General features: G+C 58.9%; 1 protein-coding gene. It reads left to right on the top strand.

Annotated features, from left to right (window positions below):
* The coding region (locus WH277_RS02070) for an Ig-like domain-containing protein (protein ID WP_339504115.1) at positions 1-1,125 on the top strand (1,125 nt) is incomplete at both ends.

Raw genomic sequence — 1,125 nt, 5'->3', positions numbered from 1 at the left:
TCTCAATGCGCTGGAGCACAATGCGGCGCTGGCCATTACCGGGACTACCGAGCCGGGTGCCACGGTGGTGGTGAGCGTCAATGGCGTTGATTACCCCGCCACGGTGGATGCTGGTGGTAACTGGACCGCAACCCTTCCCGCGAACGTCGTTACCGGCCTGGCTGACAACACCTACACCGTGACTGCGACGGCCACCGACCCCCTGGGCAACAGCGGCAGCAGCAGCCAGCCACTGACGGTGATTGCGGCCAGCGGTTCACTCCCGAGCGTCACCGTTGGTGCATTTGCGGGCGATAATATCCTCGATGGCGCGGAAAAAGGGCTGTCTCAGTTTGTCACCGGGACCACCACGAATGTCCAGGCCGGTCAGACGGTCACTGTCAGCCTCAATGGTGCAAATTACACCGGTCAGGTACTGTCAGATGGCAGCTGGAGTGTGCTGGTTCCGGCTTCGGCGCTGCATAATCTGGCGAATGGCACCGATAATTATACCGTCAGCGTCAGCGATGTCGCCGGTAACCCGGCCAGCACTAATGGCAGCTTCACCGTTGATAATACCTTCAGCGCCATCGCCATCGGAGTAATCAGCGACGACAATACGCTGAACGCCAGTGAGGCGCTGTTGCCGCTGTCGATCCACGGTTTCAGCCGCTTTGTGGCCACAGGCAGTTCGGTATCAGTATCGTTCCGCGGAAAATCCTATCTTACCACCACCAACAGCGACGGCAGCTGGACGGTCACGGTTCCACCAGCAGACCTCACGAACCTGACCAACACCACGCTGTTAGTCACTGCCAGCACCGTTGATGTCAATGGCAATACCATCACCGTTGAGCACTCACTCAACAGTGAAGTGCTTCCGGGCTTCCTGCCGGAGATCAACCCGCTGTTTGGTGATGATTATCTCAATGCTGCCGAGGCGAGTAGTGCACAGACCATCAGTGGGTCGTCGGGCGTTGAGGGCGCAGGTCAGACGGTGAACGTGCTGATTGGCGGCATCACCTATACCGGTACAGTGGATGCGCTGGGTAACTGGAGCGTATCGGTACCGTCTGCCACGCTGCAAAACCTGCCGCAGGGCCCAAATACTGTCTCCGTGACGCTGGGTGATAATGCGGGCAACAG

This window comes from Erwinia sp. MYb416 (assembly GCF_037479575.1).
Lineage (GTDB): Bacteria > Pseudomonadota > Gammaproteobacteria > Enterobacterales > Enterobacteriaceae > Erwinia > Erwinia rhapontici.
This window is presented reverse-complemented; position numbering and strand designations above follow the sequence as displayed.